The organism is Murinocardiopsis flavida, from assembly GCF_003014485.1.
In the GTDB taxonomy this organism is placed as follows: Bacteria; Actinomycetota; Actinomycetes; order Streptosporangiales; family Streptosporangiaceae; genus Murinocardiopsis; species Murinocardiopsis flavida.
In genome coordinates, this window is record NZ_PYGA01000007.1 from 86,712 (window position 1) to 107,414 (window position 20,703).

A 20,703-nucleotide genomic window follows, 5' to 3' on the forward strand; every position below is an offset into this window, starting at 1 on the left:
GCGTCCCGGGGTGCGGGCGCGGGTGTCACGCGTCCACCCCCGCCGGGGCGCCCGTGCGGGCGGCGCGGTCGGCCGCGTAGGCGGTGGCGGTGCCGATCGCGCAGATGAGCGCGAACCCGAAGAGCATGTACCGGGCCGAGTCGAGCATCGAGGACCCGCCCAGGTGCACCAGGACCCCGGCGACCGCCGTGCCGAACGCGATCGACAGGCTCGTCACGGTCGCGATCGCCGCTGCCGCCCGCCGCCCCTCCGCCGGGTCCTGGGTGCTGGACATCGCGGCAACGGACAGGTGCGGGTAGGCCAGACCGATGCCGGATCCGGCGACGACCAGCACCGGCACCCAGCTGAACACCAGCCAGGCCGGCGCGTCCTGCCATTGCAGCAGCCCATGGGCGAGCAGCCCGAGCGCCAGCAGCAGCGGACCGATGACGCGCAGGCGGCGCACCGTGCGCTCCTTGACGGCGGAGGAGCTGAGGATCTGGGTCGCCGACCAGCCCAGCGAGATGGCGGCCCCGAAGAAGCCGGCCGCGGCGGGCGCCAGCCCGCCCAGCCGCTGGCCGAACAACGGCACGAACGACTCGACCGCGACACCGAACGTCAGCAGCGCGAGCGTCAGGTACACCCACTTCAGCGGCGAGCCCTTCCGGTAGGTCGCGTGCGGGAACACCCGGAGTTCGCTGCGGCGCTCGTGCGCGATGAACCCCGCGACCAGCAGCAGCGCCACCGCGATCCCCGCCGCCATGGCCGCGGTCGAGGACAGCACCCCCGCCACGCTGACCGCCGCCGTGGCGGCGGTGACCAGGAGCAGCGACACGGCGGGGACCGGCGCCCGCGCGTCGCTGCGCTCCCCGCGCGGCAGCACGCGGGGCACCAGCAGGCAGCACACCGCCGCGATGACCGCCATCAGCACGAACGCCAGCCGCCACGAGCCGAACTGGGCGAACAGGCCGCCGAGCGCCGGACCGGCGAAGTTGCCGACGCCGTACATCGCCGACATCAGCGCGTTGCCGCGCGTCCACATCCGCCGGGGCAGGGCGGACCGGATGACGGCGAAGCCCAGCCCGGACAGCAGTCCCGCGCCGATCCCCTGGAGGCCGCGCCCGGCCAGCAGCACCGGCATCACCGGGCTGAGCGCGCACGCCAGCGAACCGGCGAGGAAGACGGTGAAGCCGAGCAGGTAGGCGCCGACGTTGCCCCAGCGGGCCAGGACCCGGCTGACGACCATCGTCGCGATCACCATGGCGACGAGGTAGACCGTCATGTTCCAGGCGTAGAAGTCGGCGCCGCCGATGTCGGCGACGGCCGTGGGCAGCAGGCTCGACGCGAGGTAGATGTTGACCGCGCCGACGAGGACGCCGACGGCCAGCATGATCGCCGAACCGGCGTGCTCCGGGCCCAGCAGCTCCCGCCACGTGGCCGATTCGGATGGGGGTGTGCTCACGCCGCCACCCCCGCCCTCAGGCGGGGCGCCGCGGCCGCGCCGCGGCCCGCCCCTCCGCCGGCGGGTCCGGGGCAGTCGGTCGGACGGGTCGGTCGATTGCGTCGCCGCAGGCAGCGGGACGCCGCGCCGAACGGCGCGTTGTCGCGAACATTCATGGGTTCAAGCGTGACCGTGAACCGTCCCCGGAGACTTTCCCCCGCCATCCCGGGCCCGGACGGCGAAAACCCTCAACCCCGGATCCAACCCCTCCCCCGGTCCCCCGCTCCCGGCGCCGTCACAGGACGCGCCGCGCGAGGGGCAGTGAGCGCACGGGCCCGGCGAGTGCGAAGCTCACGGCGACCGCCAGCGGGGCGCCGAGCGCGAATGCGAGGAACGGCGCCTCCGGCAGGGCGTCCAGCGCGACCGTGAGGCCGGCGATCACCGGCAGGTGCAGGAGGAACACCGTGAACGCGTGCCCCGACAGGTAGCGGCCCAGCCGCCCCTGCCGGTCGAAGCGGCGCCGGAACAGGGCGAGGACGCCGAACGCCATGCCGACGCACATGACGGCCTCCCACAGCGCGTACACGAAGGACGCCCAGTGCCCGCCGCCCAGCATGCCGGGCCCCGCGACGAGGGCGACCGGGAACAGGAGGAGCGTGCCGGCCCCCGCCGCCGCGAAGCCGATGGTGCCCGCCCGCGCCGGGACGGTGCGGAACCAGTCCCGCTGGTAGGCGAGCGCGCCGAGCGCGAACATGGCGAGGTACTGGGGCAGGTGCGAGGGGGTCGGGACGTTCAGCAGGCCCGCGCCGAAGGGCAGCCCGATGCGGACCAGATAGGTGAGCAGGGCGAGGGCGCCGACAAAGGCGGCGACCGCCCGGAAGGACGGCGGTGCCGTGCGCCGCGGGTCCGCGCCGCGCCCCCACCGTCCCGCCGCGGCCGAGACGGCCGCTGCGGCAAGTGTGAACGCGAGCAGCACCTCAAGGAACCACAGCGCACCGACGGAGAGGTTGGCCAGGTACACCCGCCAGAGCGGCCCGGAGAGGTCGGCGCCGCTCTTGGCGTCCAGCGCGGTGATCGGGCTGAGCAGGACGACGTAGCCGGCCAGCGGGAGGAGCAGGCGGCGGAACCGGTCGGCGAGGAAGCCCCCGACGCCCTTGCGGGCCAGGGACGCCGGGGTGAAATATCCCGCCAGCAGGAAGAACAGCCCCATGAAGAACGACTGGTCGATGAGGGTGACCAGGGTCAGCACCCCCGTGCTCACCGCGTCGGGGCCGCCGAAGGACAGCGCCGAATGGTGGAGGACGACCAGGACCGTCAGGACCACCCGGGCGTTGTCGGCGAAGAGCAGCCGTGTCCGGGGGACGGCCGCGTCGGGCGCGTCCCGTCCCGGCGGGTGCGCCGGTGGACGGCCCGCGTCCGGTGTGGCGGCGCTCGCACCTGCCGCTGTCGGCAGCCGGGCCGCGGGGCCGTGGCCGCGCGTCATCCCAGCCACGCGCGGAGCTCGCGCTCCCAGTCGGGATTGTCGGTCTTCTCCAGGAACGCGCGGTGATCGAAGAGCGCGTAGACCTGGGCGCCTTCGGTGAGGGTGAGCACGATCGGCGCGCCCCACTCCTTCGACCCGCCGCCCAGGAAGCGGCCGTAGAGGCCGGTGAACTCGCGTGCGACCGCCGTGACCTCGGACCGGTGCACGGTGACGTCGGCGTCGCCGTCCCAGCCGGTGAACACCAGGCGCTCCGGTTTCAGGTGGGCCTCGCCCCGGTGGGGGAAGAGGACGCGCTGGTCGATGGCCGCGGCGACTTTCGCCGCCGGGCCGGCGGCCCGCAGCTCGTCGGCCGTCGCCGCGATGTAATGGCTCGTACGCAGGATCTGCTCGCTCATGGCCGCGACGCTACGGGCCCGGCCCGCCGCCGGGCATCGTCGCAAAGGCGGCCGGTGCCGATGCGTTGGTCGGCGGCGCCTCATACCAATGGATGAGCACGCCGCGCGGCGCGGTGCCGCCCGAGCGGCACCGCGGCGGCCCGGTTCGTTGCCCGCGGGCTCAGGGCCGGGCGGCCTCGTAGGCGATCAGGGCGACCTGGACCCGGTTGGTCCGGTCCCACTTGGCGAGGATCTGGCCGACATGGGTCTTGACGGTCGGGACGCTCATCCCGAGCCGGGACGCGATCTCGCCGTTGGTGAGCCCTTCGCCGATGGCAGCGGCGATGTCGCGCTCGCGCGGGGTGAGCCGCGCCATCAGCCGGTGCGCGGACTCGCGGGGCCCGGAGTCGGAGTCGACGTGCTCGATGAGCCTGCGGGTGACCGAGGGCGACAGGGTCGGCTCCCCGGCCGCCGCCATGCGTACGGCGTCGATGATCTGCGCCGGGTGGGTGTCCTTGAGCAGGAACCCGGCGGCGCCGAGCCGCAGGGCCGCCAGGATCGACGCGTCGGTCTGCAAGGTGGTGAGCATGACGACCGCCGGCGGGTCGGGCTCGGCGAGGACGTACCGGGTGGCGGTGAGGCCGTCGGTGCCCGGCATCCGGATGTCCATGAGCACGACGTCGGGGCGGTGCCGGCGCACGGCGTCCATGACGTCGGCGCCGTCGGCGACCGCCGCGACGATCGCGAGGTCGTCCGTTGCGCCGAACATGGTGGTGAGGCTGCCGCGGACGAACGGGTCGTCGTCCACGAGCAGGACCGTCGTGGCGCTCACGGCGCCCATGGTAGCCACGCCCACACCCGGTACTCGCCCGCTGCGGTGCGCCCGTACTCGAACCGCCCGCTCGCGAGGCGCACCCGTTCGGACAGTCCGATCAGTCCCGTGCCCGATCCGGGCACGGGAAGCGCGCCCCGGCCCGCAACGGCGACCGCGTTTCGCACCTCGACCCGGACGCCCCGCTCGGCATCGCCGGTCACGGTGACGCGGACCGGTTGCGCGGGCGCGTGCTTGCGAGCGTTGGTCAGGGCCTCTTGGACGATGCGGTAGAGGCAGGCGGCCGTGGCGGGGGCGGGTTCGCCGTCGATCGCGTGCTCGAAGTCGACGGCCTGCCCGCTCCCGTGGTTCTCCGCGACGAGCGCGTGCAGGTCGGTGACGCCGTGCCGCGGTTCGGGGAGGGGGTCCTCGGCGTCGGTGGCGCGGAGGACGCCGATGATCGCGCGCAGCTCCACCAGCGAGCGGTGCGCGTTCTCCCGGATCGCCTCGGAGCCGCGGGCGATGTCCTCGGCCGGGGAGTCGGGGCGGAAGCCGAGCGCCCCGGCGGCCATGCTCAGCCGGGCCAGCCGGTGCGCCAGCGTGTCGTGCATCTCGCGGGCGATGGCCTCGCGCTCCCTGCGGCGGGCCCGCTCCGCGATGAGCCGCTGCTCCGACTCCGCGCGCACGGCCCGCTCGCGCAGCGACACCACCAACTGCCGTCGGGCGCGCAGCGCGAGGCCCCAACCCACGCACAGCAGGCACACCAGTGCGGTGGTCCCCGAAGCGCTCCAGTACACGGCGCCGGACAGCGCCGGATCGAGGGCGAACTGGGCGAAGGCCGAGGCCACGGCGAGGCCCGCGGCGGCCAGCGCCGTACCCGCCCGCCGGTGGACCGCCACGGTGAACAGCGCGATCGCGCTCGGCCCCGCCACGACGGGGAACCACACCGAGGCGACGATCAGCACGACGGCGAGCGCCACCGGGACGCGCCGGCGCCACCACATGGCGGCGCACGCCGCGACCAGTACGGCGCCGGCGGCTTCGGGCGCCGCGGGCCCGCCACCGCTCTGCGGGCCGATGAACCACACGAGCCCGGCCGCCGCGCTGAGCAGCACGCACAGCGCGTCGACCGCGATGTCGCGCGCTGTCCGCCGCGGCGCCGCACCGGAACGGCCCTGCCGCGGTGTGAGCAGTCCCGGGAGCAGGCCCGGGTGGTCGATCCCCGGGCCGCCGGTGTGCTCCGCCGCCGCGCCCGCCGGCACCCGACCGTCCACGCGCACTCCCCCTCCAGTCGCCGCCGCCCCTCCCCCCAGGGTCCCCCAGAAAAACCCCCGCCCCGCCCCACACCGCCACCCGCGCCCCCACCGAGCCCCGGACGCCCGCAGCCCCGCGACGTCCCGACCGGCCCGCCCCGCACTCGGGTCGGGGGCGCCCTGGCGAACCTGCGGCGGCTGCGGCCTCTGATCACCGCCGATCTCGACGCCTACGACCGCATCATCGGTCTGCTCGCCCCGGCCCCCCAGTAGCGGGCCTCGCCGTGGCGGGGGCGGGTGGTCTTGTCCGAGGGTGGGCGGGGGTCGTAGTTTCTTGGCACCGGGCCGACCCGCAGGTGCCGCGGGCCCGACACCGCTGCCGTAGGGAGAGCACACGCCATGGAAACCGCACTGACGCCCCTGGAGTTCGCCCGGCGCACACGCAGGCTGCACCCGCGGCGCAAAGCGGTCGTCGACGGCGACCTCCGCCTCACCTACGAGCAGTTCTTCGACCGCTGCGACCGCTGGTCGGCGGCGTTGCAGGGCATGGGGGTCGCCAAGGGCGACCGGGTCGCCTACATCGCCCCGAACACGCACGCCCAGCTCGAATCCTTCTACGCGGTCCCGCAGCTCGGCGCGGTGCTGGTCCCGGTGAACTTCCGGCTGACCGCCGACGACTTCGCCTACATCGTCGGCCACTCCGGCGCGAAGGTCGTGTGCGCGCACGCCGACCAGCTCGACGCCGTCGACTCCGTCCGCGACCGGATGCCCGGTGTCGAGCGGTTCGTCGCGCTCACGGGCGCCCACGACGGCTGGGAGGACTACGAGGCCCTGGTCGCGGCGGCGCCGCGGGAGTTCGAGCGGCCCGACATCGCCGAGACCGACCTCCTCACCATCAACTACACCAGCGGCACCACCGCACGCCCCAAAGGCGTGATGATCACCCACCGCAACGCCTACCTGAACACCGTCGGCACCCTGCTGCACCTGCGCATGGACGTCGGCGACCGGTACCTGTGGACGCTGCCCATGTTCCACGCCAACGGCTGGACCTACACCTGGACGGTCACGGCGGCCGCCGCCACCCACGTCTGCCTGCCCGCCGTCGACCCGGCCCGGGTGTTCGAGCTCATCCGCGCCGAACGCGTGACCTGGCTCTGCGCGGCCCCCACCGTCCTGATCATGCTCGCCAACGCCACCGCGGAGGCCAGGGGCGCCCCCGCGCCGGGCGTGCACGTCGTCACGGCCGGCGCCTCGCCAGCGGCCGCGACCATCGAGCGCCTGGAGGACGGTTTCGGCTGGACGGTGACCCATGTGTACGGGCTCACCGAGACCGCCCCGTTCATCACGGTGTGCGAGCCCCGCCCGGAGCACGAGGGGATGGACGCGCGCGAGCGCGGCGTCCTCAAGGCGCGCCAAGGGGTCGAGCTGATCACCTCGGGCGCGCTCGCGGTGCTGGGCGCCGACGGCGCCGAGGTCCCCTGGGACGGGGCGACCGTCGGCGAGATCGCGGTGCGCGGCAACGTCGTCATGGCCGGCTACTACCGCGACCCCGATGCCACCGCCCAGGTCATGGGCGACGGCTGGTTCCACACCGGCGACGCGGCCGTCACCCACCCCGACGGGTTCGTGGAGATCCAGGACCGCCTCAAGGACGTCATCATCTCCGGCGGTGAGAACATCTCCTCCGTCGAGGTCGAGGGGGTCCTCCTGCGCCACCCCGCCGTCCAGGAGGCCGCGGTCGTCGGCGTGCCCCACGAGCGGTGGGGGGAGACCCCGAAGGCGTCCGTGGTCCTGCGCGAGGACGCCGACGCGACGGCGGCCGACCTCATCGCCTTCGCGCGCGGCCACCTGGCCCACTTCAAGGCGCCCACCCAGGTCGAGTTCGTGGCGCAGCTACCGAAGACCGCCACCGGCAAGATCCAGAAGTTCGTCCTGCGCGGCGGCGCGTCGGCGGTCGCGCGCCAGTGACCCGCGCCCGGCCCCGGGGCGCGCCCGCCCGGCGCCGTTCGCGGGCGGGCGCGGGCCCCGGGAGCAGTCCTTAGTCGCCCTGGTCCTGCTTCCAGGACGCCGCTTCCTCGCGGACCGCGTCGGCGTCGAACTTGTTGTAGGAGTCGGCCAGGGAGTAGTCGAGGATGCCGTCGTCGGCGAGGTCGACCTTCGACGGGATGATCTTGTAGCGGGCGAAGAGCTCCATGGTCTCGTCCATGTCCGCGGCCTCCTGCACGCCGAACCTGCCGTCGGGGCCCTCGCCGCCGGTGGCCTTCAGCCGCGCCGACACGATCCGCACGGACTGCTTCAGCGCCTCCTCGTCCGACATCTCCGCGGACTTGGACTGCGGGAACTCCGCCCAGTGCATCTCGATGGCGGCCTCGGGGTTCTCCTCGGCGAACACCATCGACTTGAAGAACGCCCGCGCCAGCCCGGCCACGTCGTCCGGCCGGTTCTCGATGGACTCCTTGGCGACGACGAGCGCCGAGGTCCCCGTGATGTCGTTGATCGGACTGGGGATGTCGCGGAACTCGCCGTCGAGGAGGTCGGCGATGACCACGTTGGGCCCGTCGTAGCCGGAGTAGGCGTCGATGTCGCCGCTGCGCATGGCATCGGCGGCCTGCGCCCCGTAGCCGACCGGCAGGTACTCCACGTCGGACTCCGGTGCCAGCCCGGCCTCGCCGACGACGGCCTTGGCGTTGAGCGCGGTCGCCGACGCGAGGCTGTTCGCGCCCACGGTCTTGCCGGCCAGGTCCGCCGGCTCCTTGATGGCGCTGTCCTCGGGGACCACGACCCGGAACATGTTGCCGTTCGTCAGGCCGATGACGGCGAGCCCGTCGTCCTTCGCGGCCGCCGCTGCGGCGGCGCCGGTGGAGGCGTAGGTCATGAACGCCTGGCCGGTCGCGACGGCCTGCACGGCGGACAGCGCGTTGTCGACCGGTTGGACGGTGACGTCGAGCTTCTCGTCGTCGAAGTAGCCCGCCTGGATCGGCACCGAGGTGTAGGACGCGGTGGTCGCGGTCAGCGACTTGTCGGGGACGACGAGGGTCACCGGGGTGCCGCCGCCGGAACCGGCGCCGCCGCAGCCCCCCGCGGCGAGGACGAGGGCGAACGCGGCACCGGCGACGGATGCGCTTCGGATACGGGATCGGACAGCGGGCATTGGTACCACCAGGGTCGTGTCGGGAAGGGGTGCGAAGGCAGCCCCGGAAGGGCCGGGCCCTCAGCGGTTGCGGCGCACGAACCGCTCGGCCAGGGTGAGCAGGCCGTAGAGGGCCAGCCCGAACAGGGAGAGGACGACGAGCATGGCGTAGGTCCCCGCGACCTCCCCGGTCGTGGTGAACTGCTGGATCGCGTAGCCGATGCCGACCCGCGCCGCCACGAACTCCCCGACGATCGCGCCGATCAGGGCGAGCACGGCCGCGCTGTTCAGGGCCGGGAAGATGAACACGAGCGCGTTGGGGATGCGCAGATAGCACAGCTCCTGCCAGCGGCTGGCCCGCAGCGAGCGGAACAGGTTGACCTCGTCGTCGGAGACCTCGGTGAGGCCGGCGATGGTGTTGGTCAGGACCGGGAAGAAGGCCAGCAGCGCCGCGAGGACGATCTTGGGCATGAGGTCGTAGCCGAACGCCGCCACGATCAGCGGGGCGATGGCGACCTTCGGGAAGGTCTGGGAGACCAGGATGTATGGGTAGACCGCGGTGCGCACGATCGGCGAGAACGCGAACGCCGACCCGATGACGATCGCGGCCGCCACCGCGATCGCGAAGCCGGCCACGGTCTCCTGAGCCGTCGCGGCCAGGTGGGGCCACAGCGAACCGTCGCCCACCATCCGGACCAGTGCGGCGAACACGTCCGCCGGGGGCGCCAGGATCAGTGGCGAGACGACGTGGAAGGCCGTGGCGCCCTGCCAGGCGCCGATGAGGACGACGAAGATCGCCGCCGCCAGCACCGCCGAGCGGATCCGCAGGGAGCCGGGCCCGCCCCGCCCGCCCCGCCCGGCCGCGCCCGACGGCGCCTCGGCCGCCTCGGGCGACCCGGTCGCGGCGGTGCTCCTCGTGGTGCCTTTCGTGGTGCTCTTCATCGCCCGGCCCCTTCCTGTCGGGATGCGGTCCCGACACCGCGCGCGTCGTCCAGCACCGAGCGGACGTCGCGGATCACGTCGTAGAACTCCGGTGCGTTGCGGAGCGCGCGCGGGCGCGGCCGCGGCAGGCCGATCGGCACGACGTCGTGGATGCGGCCGGGCCGGGCGCTCATGACGACGACCCGGTCCGAGAGGAACACGGCCTCGGAGATGCTGTGGGTCACGAACACCACCGTCTTGGGCTCCTGCTGCCAGACGGTGAGCAGTTCGTCGTTGAGGTCCTCCCGGGTGAACTCGTCCAGCGCGCCGAACGGCTCGTCCATGAGCAGCAGGGACGGGCGGCTCACCAGGGACCGCGCGATGGCGACGCGCTGCTCCATCCCGCCCGACAGCTCGCGGGGGAAGTGCCGCTCGAACCCGTCGAGGCCCATGAGCCCGAGCAGTTCGGTCGCGCGCCGCCGGCCGGCGTCGTCGAGCGTCCCGCTGATGGTCAGCGGGAGGCAGACGTTGTCGATGACGTTGCGCCACCGCAGCAGGGTGGGCTTCTGGAAGCTGACGGCGACCTGCGGGAGCGGTGCGCTGACCGGCTCGCCGTCGACCCGGACGTCGCCCGTGCTGGTCTCCAGCAGCCCGGCGACCAGCTTGAGCAGGGTGGACTTGCCGCACCCGCTCGGCCCGATGAGGGAGACGAACTCGCCCGCGCCGATCTCCAGGTGGGCGTCCTCCAGCGCGTGCACGGCGCGGGACCTGGTGTGGAAGGTCTTGGCGACCCCGTTGACGGTGATGGCGGCGGGTGCGACCGCCGCGGCTCCGGTCGGCGCGCCCATCAGGCCGCCCCGCCTTCGGCGCGCGCGGTCCGGTCGCCGGCCGGCAGCACCTCGCGGTAGACCCGCAGCCAGTTGCCGCCCATGAGGGCCTCCGTGTCGGCGGCGCCGAAGCCTTCGGCGCGCAGCGCCGCCGCCATGGCGGGGAACGCCGAGGTGTCGGGGAACCAGTCCAGCGGCGGCTGCTTGCCCGGGTTGCCCGCCGACCCGGCGCCGTACTGCGGGGTCCTGCTCCAGCGGCCCTTGCGCATCCACTGGAGGTCCTCGAACACCACCTTGCGGCCGAGGTCGGTGCCAATCCCGACGTGCGCGGTCCCCACCAGGTCAACGGTACGGGCCACCATCGAGGCCCACGCGCCGATGCTGTGCGCGTACTCGCCGGAGAGGTTGCGGTAGCCGGTGAGGCCGACGACCCCGCCCCGGGCGGCGAGCGCCTTGAGGACGTCGTCGGTGACGTTGCGGCGGTGCGGGACCAGCGACGCGGGGTTCGCGTGCGAGACCGCAACGGGCACCGCCGAGTGCTCGATGGCGTCGCGGGCGGTGCGCATCCCGACGTGGGCGAGGTCGACGAGCATCCCGACCCGGTTCATCTCGGCCACGACCTGGCGGCCGAACCGGGTGAGCCCGGGGTCGACCTCCTCGTAGCAGCTCGCGCCGACGTCGTTCTGGATGTTGTAGGTGAGCTGGCCGACCCGCACCCCCAGGTCGGCGAACAGTTCGACGAATCCGATGCGCCCGGAGAGGAAGGCGGTGTTCTGGAAACCGAGCAGGATCGCGGTGCGGCCCTCGGCGGCGATCCGTTCGATGTCGGCCGCCGTCCGTGCCACGCCGATCAGGTCGGCGTTGTCGCGTTCGAGTTCGCGCCAGTGCGCCAGTGCGTCCATCGACTCCACGGCGTCACCCCAGTAGCCGCACGTGACGGTGACGCAGCCCAGGCCGCCGGCGCGGAGCTCGGTGAAGATCTCACGGTCGAATTTGCTGCATTCGAGGCCATCAACGAAGATCACGCGGCCTCCTTCGTAGTCGTAGCGATTGGTGCGGCCGGTCGCGGCCGTTCGGTGCGGTCCATCGGGGGTCGCCGTCGCGGTCCGCTGCTCAGCCGGAACCGGCGGCGACGTAGTCGGGGTCGGTGCCGGACGCGGCCGGTGCGCCGCTCCCGGGTGCGGGCAGGGCGCCGGCGTGCCCGCGGGACAGCGGCGTGTCCTCGGTGAGTGCGTCGTTGGAGCGGTGGTACAGCCGCCACCACAGTGCGGCGTCGACGTCGAAGCCGCCGTGCACGGCCGCGGTCAGGTGCCGCCCGCCGTGGGGGGCGGCCGCCCGGTCCGCGGCGGTGGGTGCCGCCGCGCCGAGGTGGCGGAGCCGCGCGCTGTCGGGCCCGGTGACCGCCGCCTCCAGCCGCGCCCCGTAGCGGTGCGCGGCCGGGACCAGCGCGCCCAGCAGCGCGGGATCGGGCGCCCCGGTCACGTCGAGCACCGCGCCGCCGTCCCGGTCCGCCGCGGCGATCACGAGGTCGAGCAGCAGCGGCGCCACGAACAGGCTCGGCACGCCGCCCGCGTCGACGGCCGCGCCGCCCGGAGCGCGCCGCCGCGGCGGCCGCCAGCCGTCGCGCGGCGGGCGGTCGAGCCACTCCAGCGCGCCGAGTCCCAGCGCCTCGGCATCGGCGACCAGGTCCCGCACAGCGGGCCGCACCCCTTTGGGCACGCCGTGGAGCATCAGGTGGCGCTCCGCGGTCAGTTTCAGCTCCCGCACGCTGACCCGCAGGCCGCCGCGCGGTTCGGTGTGGTGTGTCACCCCGTTCCCCTTCCGTCGCCGGCTTTCGGGCCGCGGCCCGAAAGCGCCTGGTTGATGTCTGCCACGCGCGCCATCAGCGACGCGACGGCGGCCGGGACGTCGAAGCGGCCGCTGGGCCCGGCGAGACTGAGGGCGCCCACGCAGCGGTCGTCGATGTCGAAGACCGGTGCGGCGATGCCGACCACGCCGTCCATCCACCGGCCGCGGGAGATCGCGTGGCCCTGCTCCCTGATCTCGTCGAGCGCCGCCTCGTCGGGCAGTTCGACGCCGAGTTCGGCGAGCTCGGCGCGCTGGCGCTCCGTCGAGAAGGCGATCAGCACCCGGCCCGATGCGCTGCGGCTGATCGGCATCTGCGCCTCGGCGCGCAGGTCGACCTGCAAGCGCCGCCCCGGTTCGAGGCGCTGGATGATCGTCGCGCTGCCGTGTTCGAGGATCGCGAAGGACACGGCCTCGCGGACCTCGTCGACCAGCCGCTCCATCGCGGGCATGACCCGGTCGCCCAGCCCCGCCTGGCGCATCGCCGCCTGGCCCACGCGGGTCGCGCGCAGGGTGAGCCGGTAGGACCCGTCCTCGTTCTGCTCCATCCAGCCCGCGTTGACGAGCGTGACGAGCTGCTGGTGCACCGCTGCGCGCGACCAGCCGAGTTGCCGGCCGAGCTCCGAGACGCGGACGGCGCGTTCGGCCTCTGCGACGGCTTCGAGGACGCGGAGGCTCTTCACCGCGGTTTGCAGCGGCTGGGTCTTGGGGGGTCGCGGCGTCATGGGGTTCTCTCTTCCGGGGGTCGAGGCGGCGGGGGTCCGGCGCGTCCTCGATCCTCTCGGCCGGCGGCCGCGCGCGGGGACGCGAGGGCGCGCCCGGCGGGGCGTCCCGCGGTCACGGCCGCCGCTCCGGTTCCGCGGGGGCCCACCAGGTGTCGTCGGCGCCGGTCCGGCCGAGCTCGGCGCGCGAAGGGGTGCCCTGGAAGATGAGGCCGCGCAGCGTCCGGTTGAGGTAGTCCTTCGTCCGGTCGAGGCCATAGAGGGCGCCGTTGACCAGGCGGATGCAGCGCGCCGGGACGAAGTCGTCGTCGAGCACGTCGACGTGCGGGTGGGCGTACGGCGCCGCGCTCAGGGCCTGCACCCGTTCGGCGGTGGCCCGCAGTTCGGGGTGCTCGAACAGCACCTCGCCGACGCGCGCCGCGGGGTCGCATCCGCGGAGGACCGCGTCCAGGCGGCGCACCTCGCCGGGCAGGTCGACGGAGAGGTCGAAGCCGCCCGAGGTCTCCTCGCGCGGGCCCGACCGCGGCTCCTCGGAGGAGCGGGACTTGTACCAGATGCGGCGCCGCTGCGCCTCGTCGGCGATCGGCAGCTCCAGCGCCCACGCGAACGCCGTGCCGAGGAGTTCGCGCAGCCCGGCGACTGTCATGGCCGGGTCGCCGACGAGGTGCTCGTCCACGATGAGCTGCGGCAGCAGCGCGTCGCACACCTCGGGGACCAGTTCGGTGAGCAGCGCGTCGAGCGTTTCGGCGGTGTCGGCCGACGCGGTTGCGGCGACCTCCCGGCGCAGCTCCTCGAAGGGGTGCTCGGCGGGGGCACCGCGCGTGCCGCCGTCGCGGCGCAGCCGCTCGACCAGCGGGACGATGCCGCGCAGCTCGGCGGCGACCGTGGCGCTGGGGGTGAAGACGCCGTAGTGGACGCGGTCCTGCGCGCGGTAGGTGGCCATGCGCTCCAGCAGGCCGATGAGCCGCCCGTACGCGGGGTCGCCGGGGGGCGGCGCGAGGCGGCGGGCGGCGAGGAGCGCCTCCTCGCGCAGCCACAGCCACTGGTGGACGAGCCGGGGGTGGTTCGCGGTGAACAGCACCAGGCCCAGCGCCGATCCGTTACCGAGCCCGAGGTAGCGCCGCCACGACGGCGCCAGCCGCGCGGCCGTTCCCGTCCCCTCGGCCGCGCACGCGGCCATGTGCTCGCAGAGGTCGAACCCGAACTCGCGCATCAGGTACGCGGTCAGCAACTGGGCGTGGTACGGCAGCCGCAGAGGGTGGTCGGGCCCGTAGGACAGGAAGGTCTTCGTGCCGAACGTGCCGTTGCCGTCGAGGCCCGTGTTGCGCATCAGGTAGCCGATCCCGGTGAGCACCTCGGCGTCGGGCTGGCGGCCGGCGGCGAGTTCGGCGACGGCGTGGTCGAAGGCGCGCAGGCTCCGGTTGGACCGGCACCACACCAGGGTGCCCGGCGCCGCCCGGCCGGCGTACAGCTTGGGCATCTCGGCGCGCGTGCGGGCGACCCGCTCGTCGTCGGCCTCGCCTTCGAGGAGCGCGCCGACCATGTCCCAGCTCTGCCCGATGATGCGGGGCGTGCGGTCGACCATCCGCGGTTCGGAGCTGAACGCGACGAACGACAGGATGCCGCGCCCGGTGTCGATGCGGTAGCGCACCGTGCCGGCGCCGTTGCGGTCGAGGTCCATGCCGTCGAGCGTGATGGACCAGCCTTCGCGCAGCAGCACGGCTGCCAGTGAGCGGGCCGCGCTGAGCCGGTTGGGCTGCATCGCGGCGAGCCGGACCGGGTCCATCAGCTCGCGCGGGTCGCGGTGGGCGATACCCGCGGGATCCGCGGGCGCGCCACCGTTGCCGGCACCGGCTGGACTGGCGGCAGAGACGAGAGCCATCCGTTGAACCACTCCATGTCATGTATATACAGACATCGTCTGTTCCTGGTTGACACTAAAGGGTGGTCCGGTGCTTCCACAAGAGGTGAGCGACATCTCAACACCGCCGCAAAGCGCCCGGAACACACCCGTGACCGGGCCGGCCGCGGGGGGCGGGGCGCGGCGCACGGCGCCTCGGACCTCTACATTTGCCAGCGGGACCCGGACCGGCCGGGTACCGGTGCGGCAGGAGGGGCGGCGACCATGGCGATGCCGGTCGGATGGCTGCTCACCCGCTCCCACCTGGGGCTGCGCGCCGCGGCGGGACGCGCGGGCCTCGACAGGGAGGTCCACTGGGCGCACGCCATCGAACTCGACGACCCTGCGCCGTGGCTCACCGGCGGCGAACTCGTGCTGACCACCGGCCTGCGGCTGCCCGCCGACCCGGAGCCGCGCCGCGAGTACATCGCCCGGCTCGACGGCGGCGGCGCTGCGGCCCTCGGATTCGGCGTCGGCCTGTCCCACCCCGCGATCCCCGCTGACCTGCTCGACGCCGCCGAGGAGCGCGGCCTCCCCGTGCTCGAAGTCCCCCTCGCCACCCCGTTCGCCGCGGTCACCCGCGCCGTCGCCGACCGGCTCGCCGACGAGCGCATGCGGGAGATCCAGCAGACGGTCCGCCACCAGGAGCGCATGGCGCGGGCGGCGATCGAGTCCGGGGTGGGCGGCGTGGTGCGGACGCTGGCCCGGTCCACCGGCGGGCAGGCGCTCGTCGTCTCCCCCGGCGGGGCGGTCCTGGCGGCGGAACCCCGCGACGACCCCCGGTCGGCGGGGCTGGCCGGACGGGTGGCCGCCGAACTCGCCCGGCGGCGGCCGCCCGGCGTCCGGTTCGCCCTGACGGCCGACGACGAGCACGGCCACCTGATCGTCCAGTCGCTCGCCGCGGCATCGGTCCGGCGCGGCTGCCTTGCGCTGGCGACGCCGCGCGCGCCCGCGCCCGCGGACCGGCTGCTGCTGAGCCACGCCGCCTCGCTCCTGGCACTGGAGCTGGAGCGGCCCCGCGACGCGCGCGCGGTCGAGCGGCGGGTGCGCGCGACGCTCCTGCGGCTCCTCGCCGAGGGCGGGCTCGACCCCGCCGCCGTCGACGCGCACGTGCTGCCCCTGGGGCTGCGCGGCGACCAGCGGGTCGCCGCGTTCGCCGGGTACGCGGCGGACGCCCGGTCGGCGGCCGCCGCCGCGGAGGAGGCGTGCGCCCGCATCGGTGCGCCCTACCTGCTCGACGCGGCCGACGGCGCGCGCGGCGCCGACGGCGGAGCGGACCGCGGCGGGGAGACGGTCGTCGTCGTGCCCGCCGGCGACGCGGCCGACGCGGCGCGCGAATGGGCCGCGCTCGTCCGCACCGACGCCGGGCCGCCGCCGCACGTCGGGATCGGGGCGGCGGCCGCGCTCCGGGACGTCGCGGCGAGCCTGCGCCAGGCCCGGTTCGCGCTGCGCATGGCGCGCGACGAGGGGCGGCCGTCCGTCGACTTCGCCGAACTGGGCGTGTTCAGCCTGCTCTTCGGCGAGCGCGCCGGCGTGTCCGCCGCGGCCGTCGCGGCAGCGGTCTTGGACCCCCTCGTCGCCCACGACGGAGCCCGCAACGGGGAGTTGCTGGCGTCACTGGACGCGTTCCTGCGCCACAACGGCACGTGGGAGGCCGCGGCCGCGGAGGTCGGCGTCCACCGCCACACCCTCCGGCACCGGATGCGCCGGGTCGAGGAGCTGACCGGACGCCGCCTCGACTCGGCGCGCGACCGCGCGGAGTTCCTCATCGCCCTGGCGGCGCGCGACGTGGGCGCGCCGCCGGGGCGCACCGGGCGGTCATAGCCCGGCGAACGCCCGCTCGATGATGCCGAGCCCCTCGTCGAGCAGGTGATCGGGGATGACCAGTGGCGGCAGGAAGCGCAGGACGTTGCCGTGCGTACCGGCGGTGAGCACCAGCAGGCCCTCGGCGTGGCAGGCCGCCAGGACCCGCCGCGCGGTCTCCGGCGCCGGGGCGGGGTCGTCCGCACCCTGCACCAGTTCGATCGCGATCATCGCCCCGCGCCCGCGCACGTCGCCGATCGCCTCGGTGCGCTCCGCCAGGGCGCGCAGGCGGGCCAGCATCACGGCGCCGATCCGCCCGGCGCGCTCCACGAGGCGCCCCTCCTCGATCTCGGCCAGCACCCCCAGCGCCGCCTCGCACGCCACGGGGTTGCCGGAGAACGTGCCGCCCAGGCCGCCCGCCGGAACGGCGTCCATGATCTCGGCGCGCCCGGTGACCGCGCCCAGGGGCAGCCCGCCCGCGATGCCCTTGGCGGTGGTGATGAGGTCGGGCACGAGCCCTTCGTGCTCGCACGCGAACATGTCCCCGGTGCGCGCCACGCCGGTCTGCACCTCGTCGGCGACGGTCACGATGCCCCGTTCGCGGCAGAACGCGAACACCCGCTCCAGGAAGCCGGGCGCGGGCACCACGAAGCCGCCCTCGCCCTGGATCGGCTCGACGACGACGGCGGCCAGGTTCCCGGCCCCGATCTGCTGGTCGACCTGGTAGGCGAACTGGGCGAACGCCTCGTCGGCGCAGTGGTCGGCGCCCGTCGGCCAGCGGAAGGGTGCCGCCATCGGCGCGCGGTGCACCTCCGGGGCGAACGGCCCGAACCCCTGCTTGTAGGGGACGTTCTTCGCGGTCATCGCCATGGTCAGCAGGGTCCGCCCGTGGTAGGCGTGGTCGAACACGAGGACGCCGGGCCGCCCGGTGGCGCTGCGGGCGATCTTCACCGCGTTCTCCACGGCCTCGGCGCCGGTGTTCACGAGCACGGTGCGCTTGGCGTGGTCGCCCGGTGTCAGCCGGTTCAGCGCCTCGCACACCGCGACGTAGGACTCGTAGGGGTTCACCAGGAAGCACGTGTGGGTGAACCGGGCGAGCTGCGCCGAAGCGCGCTCGACGACCCGTTCGGCGCTGTTGCCGGCGCCCGTCACGGCGATCCCGCTGGCGAAGTCGATGACCGAGTTGCCGTCGGCGTCGACCACCACCCCGCCGCCCGCCGCGGTGACGTACACCGGCAGGACGGAGCCGAGCCCCGCCGGGACGGCGTCCCGCTGGCGGGCGAGGAGCGCGCGCGAACGCGGCCCCGGCACCTCGGTCACCAGCCTGCGCACCTGGTCGAGGCGCGGGCCGCCCGCGGGCGCACCGCCGCCCGTCCCCTGTGTCGTGCGGTCCGCGGCACCGGTGCCGCCGATCGCGCCGTCGGCCGTGCTCCCGACCACTGGCTCTGGCATCCCTGCTCCTCCTCGCGTCGGTCAGCCCGACGGTAACCCCGCGGGACCGCCGGGCCGTTGTACAGAACGCACAGATCGCCGGTGCCGGATGCGCCGAACCGGCAGGGTGCGTGCGGAGTCGGCCGGGATAGCGTCGGTGCACTCGGACAGCGGCGCTCTCGCCAGGAGGAACGGCCATGCACACCACCGACCGCGCCCGGCGGCTCCGCCGGTCCAGGGCGGCGCCGCGATGAGCGGCGGCCCGTTGGAGGGGATCCTTGTCGCCGACTTCAGCCGGGTCCTCGCCGGCCCGCTCGCGAGCAGCACCCTGGCCGACTTCGGAGCGACCGTCGTCAAGGTCGAGCGCCCCGGCGGCGGGGACGACACCCGCGCATGGGGCCCGCCGTGGACGGGAGAGTCGTCCGCCTACTTCGAGTGCGCGAACCGGAGCAAGCGCAGCGCAGCCCTCGACCTCGCCGAACCCGAGGGCGCGGCGGCGGCCCGGGCCCTCGCGCGCCGCGCCGACGTCGTCGTGGAGAACTTCCGGCCCGGCGGGCTCGCGCGCTACGGGCTCGGCTACGACCAGGTGCGCGCCGCGAACCCCGGGGTCGTGTACTGCTCCATCTCGGGGTTCGGCAGCGCCGGAGGCGCCTCGCTGTCCGGGTACGACTTCATCGTGCAGGCGGTCGGCGGCCTCATGAGCATCACCGGTGCGCCGGACGCGGCTCCGACCAAGGCCGGTGTGGCGCTCGTCGACGTCCTCACCGGCAAGGACGCCGTGACCGGGATCCTCGCCGCGCTGCGCCACCGCGACAGCACCGGCGCGGGCCAGCACGTCGAGGTGAACCTGCTCGCCAGCCTCCTCGCCTCGCTCGCCAACCAGTCGGCCGGCTACCTCGCCACCGGGGACAGCCCGCGGCGCATGGGCAACCGGCACCCCTCGATCGCCCCGTACGAGACGCTGGCCTGCGCCGACGGCCTGCTCGCCGTCGCGGCTGGCAACGACCGGCAGTTCGGGGCGCTGGGCCGCGCCGTCGGGCGCCCGGAACTCGCCGACGACCCCCGGTTCCGCGGCAACGCCGACCGCGTGCGCAACCGCGACGCGCTGGTCGCGGAGTTGGAAGGGGCGCTGGCGCACCGGACAACGGCGGCGTGGGAGGAGCGGCTGCGCGCGGCTGGGGTCCCGTGCGGGCCCGTGAACGACATCGGCACGGCGTTCGCGTTCGCCGCGGACCTCGGGCTCGACCCGCTGCACGACATGGGCGAGGGGCGCATCGCGCAGCCGCGCAACCCGATCGGCCTGTCCGGTTCGCCGCCGACCGCCCCGACCCCGCCGCCCCGGCTGGGCGAGCACACGGACGAGGTGCTCGCCTGGCTGACGTCCGAGGCACCGGCGCCGCTGTCCCCGCTGCCCGGGCCCGGCAGCGGGCCGCCCGCACCGTAACCGCCGCGCACTCCACCGGACACCGGGCCCCGCCTGGTGCCCGCGCCATCCGCCAACCATTTTCTTAGGGACACCCATCAGCCACACCCGGTCCTCCCGGACCGCCAACCATTCTTAGGGAACACCCATGACCACGCGCACACCGCTCCCCCGGTTCGACAGCGCGGACCCCATCGGGATCGACGACTGCCTGACGGCAGAGGAGGCCGAGATCCGCGCCACGGTGCGCAGGTTCTGCGCCGACCGCGTCGCCCCCGGCATCGCCGACTGGTACGAGCAGGGCCGACTGCCCGACGTGCGGGAACTCGCCCGCGAACTCGGGCGGATCGGCGTGCTCGGCATGCACCTCGACGGCTACGGCTGCGCGGGCATGAGCGCGGTGGACTACGGGCTCGCCTGCCTGGAACTGGAGGCCGCCGACTCGGGCATCCGGTCGCTGGTCTCCGTGCAGGGATCGCTGGCGATGTTCGCGCTCTGGCGCTTCGGCAGCGAGGAGCAGAAGCAGGCCTGGCTGCCGGACATGGCGGCGGGCACCGCGATCGGCTGCTTCGGGCTGACGGAGCCCGACAACGGGTCCGACCCCGCTGCGATGCGCACCCGGGCCCGGCGCGACGGCTCCGACTGGGTCCTCGACGGCCGCAAGATGTGGATCACCAACGGATCGGTCGCGAGCGCGGCGATCGTGTGGGCGCAGACCGAGGACGGCGTCCGCGGGTTCGTCGTACCGGCCGGCACCCCCGGTTTCACCGCGGTCGACATGGCGCACAAGGGATCGCTGCGGGCCTCCGTCACCAGCGAGCTCGTCCTCGACGGGGTACGGCTGCCCGCCGACGCGCTGCTGCCAGGAGCCCAGGGGCTCGGCGGCCCGCTGTCGTGCCTGAACGAGGCGAGGTACGGGATCGTGTGGGGCTCGATGGGGGCCGCCCGCTCGGCCTTCGAGTGCGCCCTGGACTACGCGGGATCGCGGGTGCAGTTCGGCAAGCCCATCGCGTCCTTCCAGCTCACCCAGGCCAAGCTCGCGGACATGGCCGTCGAGCTGCACAAGGGCATCCTGCTCGCCCTCCACCTGGGCCGGCGCAAGGACGCCGCGCGGCTGCGGCACGAGCAGGTCAGCTTCGGCAAGCTGAACAACGTGCGCGAGGCCCTGGACATCTGCCGGACCGCCCGCACCATCCTCGGCGCGAACGGGATCTCCTACGAGTACCCGGTGATGCGCCACATGGCCAACCTGGAATCGGTGCTCACCTACGAGGGCACCAGCGAAATGCACACCCTCGTCCTGGGCAACGCCCTAACCGGAACCCCGGCCTTCCGCTAACGGAGCCCCTGCCCCCGC

Annotated in this window: 17 protein-coding genes; 4 read left to right on the plus strand and 13 right to left on the minus strand. The window is 74.4% G+C overall.

Going from position 1 to position 20,703, the window contains the following annotated elements; all coding sequences use genetic code 11:
* Window positions 1-25: 25 nt before the first annotated feature.
* The 5 genes from CLV63_RS11865 to CLV63_RS11885 form a co-directional block, all read right to left on the minus strand.
* Window positions 26-1,441, minus strand: a complete 1,416-nt coding sequence (locus tag CLV63_RS11865; protein ID WP_245928747.1) for an MFS transporter — start codon at window positions 1,439-1,441, stop codon at window positions 26-28.
* 274 nt (window positions 1,442-1,715) lie between these two features.
* Window positions 1,716-2,903: an acyltransferase family protein gene (locus CLV63_RS11870; RefSeq protein WP_106583036.1), complete on the minus strand. Its 1,188-nt coding sequence runs from the start codon at window positions 2,901-2,903 to the stop codon at window positions 1,716-1,718.
* Entirely contained in the window at window positions 2,900-3,298 is a 399-nt protein-coding gene (locus CLV63_RS11875) for a hypothetical protein (RefSeq protein ID WP_106583037.1), read from the minus strand. The genes CLV63_RS11870 and CLV63_RS11875 overlap by 4 nt, the downstream gene beginning before the upstream one ends.
* A gap of 160 nt (window positions 3,299-3,458) precedes the next feature.
* Window positions 3,459-4,118: a response regulator gene (locus CLV63_RS11880; RefSeq protein ID WP_106583038.1), complete on the minus strand. Its 660-nt coding sequence runs from the start codon at window positions 4,116-4,118 to the stop codon at window positions 3,459-3,461.
* Window positions 4,106-5,362, minus strand: coding sequence for a sensor histidine kinase (locus CLV63_RS11885; protein WP_245928748.1), 1,257 nt, complete (start codon window positions 5,360-5,362; stop codon window positions 4,106-4,108). The genes CLV63_RS11880 and CLV63_RS11885 overlap by 13 nt, the downstream gene beginning before the upstream one ends.
* Before the next feature lie 378 nt (window positions 5,363-5,740).
* Between CLV63_RS11885 and CLV63_RS11890 the strand changes: the two genes are divergently transcribed.
* Window positions 5,741-7,312, plus strand: a complete 1,572-nt coding sequence (locus tag CLV63_RS11890) for a long-chain-fatty-acid--CoA ligase (RefSeq protein ID WP_106583039.1) — start codon at window positions 5,741-5,743, stop codon at window positions 7,310-7,312.
* A gap of 70 nt (window positions 7,313-7,382) precedes the next feature.
* Here the strand turns inward: CLV63_RS11890 and CLV63_RS11895 are convergent, their stop codons facing one another.
* The 7 genes from CLV63_RS11895 to CLV63_RS33530 all read right to left on the minus strand — a co-directional run bounded on the left by CLV63_RS11895 (window position 7,383) and on the right by CLV63_RS33530 (window position 14,671).
* Entirely contained in the window at window positions 7,383-8,495 is a 1,113-nt protein-coding gene (locus CLV63_RS11895; RefSeq protein WP_106583040.1) for an ABC transporter substrate-binding protein, read from the minus strand.
* A gap of 60 nt (window positions 8,496-8,555) precedes the next feature.
* Window positions 8,556-9,416 (minus strand): ABC transporter permease, encoded by an 861-nt coding sequence (locus CLV63_RS11900; protein WP_106583041.1) that lies wholly within the window; start codon window positions 9,414-9,416, stop codon window positions 8,556-8,558.
* Window positions 9,413-10,243 (minus strand): ABC transporter ATP-binding protein, encoded by an 831-nt coding sequence (locus tag CLV63_RS11905; RefSeq protein ID WP_106583042.1) that lies wholly within the window; start codon window positions 10,241-10,243, stop codon window positions 9,413-9,415. Before CLV63_RS11905 ends, CLV63_RS11900 begins: the two co-directional genes overlap by 4 nt.
* Window positions 10,243-11,247, minus strand: coding sequence for a dipeptidase (locus CLV63_RS11910; RefSeq protein ID WP_211301271.1), 1,005 nt, complete (start codon window positions 11,245-11,247; stop codon window positions 10,243-10,245). Before CLV63_RS11910 ends, CLV63_RS11905 begins: the two co-directional genes overlap by 1 nt.
* 88 nt (window positions 11,248-11,335) lie before the next feature.
* Window positions 11,336-12,031 carry a hypothetical protein gene (locus CLV63_RS11915; protein ID WP_106583043.1) on the minus strand — a complete coding sequence of 232 codons (696 nt, stop codon included), beginning with the start codon at window positions 12,029-12,031 and terminating at the stop codon, window positions 11,336-11,338.
* The gene (locus tag CLV63_RS11920; RefSeq protein ID WP_170134204.1) at window positions 12,028-12,792 is read right to left on the minus strand and encodes an IclR family transcriptional regulator; all 765 of its coding nucleotides are present in this window, start codon (window positions 12,790-12,792) and stop codon (window positions 12,028-12,030) included. Before CLV63_RS11920 ends, CLV63_RS11915 begins: the two co-directional genes overlap by 4 nt.
* Window positions 12,793-12,904: 112 nt before the next feature.
* Window positions 12,905-14,671, minus strand: a complete 1,767-nt coding sequence (locus CLV63_RS33530; protein WP_170134205.1) for a hypothetical protein — start codon at window positions 14,669-14,671, stop codon at window positions 12,905-12,907.
* 243 nt (window positions 14,672-14,914) lie between these two features.
* Between CLV63_RS33530 and CLV63_RS11930 the strand changes: the two genes are divergently transcribed.
* Window positions 14,915-16,513 (plus strand): PucR family transcriptional regulator, encoded by a 1,599-nt coding sequence (locus tag CLV63_RS11930; RefSeq protein WP_170134206.1) that lies wholly within the window; start codon window positions 14,915-14,917, stop codon window positions 16,511-16,513.
* Here the strand turns inward: CLV63_RS11930 and gabT are convergent.
* Complete coding sequence (gene gabT, locus CLV63_RS11935; protein ID WP_106583046.1) at window positions 16,508-17,944, minus strand: 4-aminobutyrate--2-oxoglutarate transaminase; 1,437 nt, start codon at window positions 17,942-17,944, stop codon at window positions 16,508-16,510. The genes CLV63_RS11930 and gabT overlap by 6 nt on opposite strands.
* A gap of 229 nt (window positions 17,945-18,173) precedes the next feature.
* Between gabT and CLV63_RS11940 the strand changes: the two genes are divergently transcribed.
* Both CLV63_RS11940 and CLV63_RS11945 read left to right on the plus strand, forming a co-directional pair.
* A complete protein-coding gene (locus CLV63_RS11940; RefSeq protein WP_106583047.1) occupies window positions 18,174-19,367 on the plus strand; it encodes a CaiB/BaiF CoA transferase family protein in 1,194 nt (397 codons plus the stop codon).
* A 127-nt stretch (window positions 19,368-19,494) separates the two neighbouring features.
* The gene (locus tag CLV63_RS11945) at window positions 19,495-20,685 is read left to right on the plus strand and encodes an acyl-CoA dehydrogenase family protein (RefSeq protein ID WP_106583048.1); all 1,191 of its coding nucleotides are present in this window, start codon (window positions 19,495-19,497) and stop codon (window positions 20,683-20,685) included.
* Window positions 20,686-20,703 lie beyond the last annotated feature (18 nt).